Consider the following 1,129-nt stretch of genomic DNA (forward strand, 5'->3'; position numbering starts at 1 on the left):
TCACCACCCGTCGTGAACATCTGATCCGTGTGCATGATGCTCTCCTTTGAACAGGGGACTCGACACGCCCTGATTTTACGTATCAGTTCGTTGACGACCTCCACCTGTTACATAGGATCTAGGACCAGGCCAAGATCGCTTGGGTTTTATTGTTTTGGCGAACGTACCAAATACCAATGAGAAAGCGCTGCGGAAGAGGGTGGCATCTCGGCCGTCGGCTGATCGCGTCGGTTGGACACAACACAAAGAAGAAACTGAGCTCTACTATGTAAAGCCACTCGTGCGGTTATACTCCGCGCTTCACTCACAACTATGAATAACCACCATGGTCGCAGCAACTAAAACGACACGGGTAAGTGCAACTGCTAAGGGAAAGCCTGCCGCAAAGAAGGTGGCCGTGCCAACGAAAAAGGCCAGCGTGCTTGCCCGTGAGGCACAGGCAGCGAAGAAGCGCTTGCTGAAGCTGCGCGCTGACACGAAGAAGGCAATTGAAGCGGCTAAACGCGAGGTTGCCCAGGCCGTGGAAGCCGCAAAGGCCGCGGCCCGCTTTGAAAAGCAAGCCGCAAAGGACAAGCTCGCGGCGAAGAAGGCCAAGGCTGCAGGCGCGAAGAAGGCGACGGGCAATAAAGCTGCCGCGACGAAAGCAATCGCGAAAAAGGCCGCACCCGGTACTAAGGGCAAGGTCGCCCGGAAAGCAGGCCCGAAGGCGGTCGCAGTAAAATCCGTGATGAAGAAACAGGCTTCGGCGAAGAAGGTGGTTCCGGCTGTAGCGTCGCCTGAAGCGTCGGCGTGATCCTTGCCTCGGCTGGTAACGCAATGTCGCCAACCAGCCGATTGATGCAAGATGGGGCACTGCTGAGAGAAGCTGAGGCCGACGAACTTTGTGCTGACAGCTTCCCCCCCTTCCAATTGGGCCTCTAGTTCATGCGTGGTTAGAGCAGCGGACTCATAAGTGCGCCATGGATAGGGCGCACTCTCGTTGTGGTAGTAGTACACCCCACTGAAGCCATTTCCTTATACGGAAGTCATGACTCTTCCCGCAGTGCTTGAATGGTGAGGGCGGCGTCCATGGTTCTCTGCATGCCGATCCAAATCGTCTTTGCGCCGGGCTCGCCATCGCTCTTGCGCC

At 56.5% G+C, this 1,129-nt stretch carries 1 protein-coding gene; it reads left to right on the forward strand.

Annotated elements, in window-relative coordinates:
- The first annotated feature begins 325 nt into the window (after positions 1–325).
- Positions 326–793 carry a fumarate hydratase gene (locus tag DN412_RS42910; RefSeq protein WP_115217001.1) on the forward strand — a complete coding sequence of 156 codons (468 nt, stop codon included), beginning with the start codon at positions 326–328 and terminating at the stop codon, positions 791–793.
- Positions 794–1,129: the final 336 nt, after the last annotated feature.

This window comes from Cupriavidus lacunae, assembly GCF_003353055.1.
In the GTDB taxonomy this organism is placed as follows: domain Bacteria; phylum Pseudomonadota; class Gammaproteobacteria; order Burkholderiales; family Burkholderiaceae; genus Cupriavidus; species Cupriavidus lacunae.

Excerpts from the sequence above, each read along its gene's own strand:
- DN412_RS42910 (WP_115217001.1), top strand. The coding sequence starts at position 326 with ATGGTCGCAGCAACTAAAACGACACGGGTAAGTGCAACTGCTAAGGGA.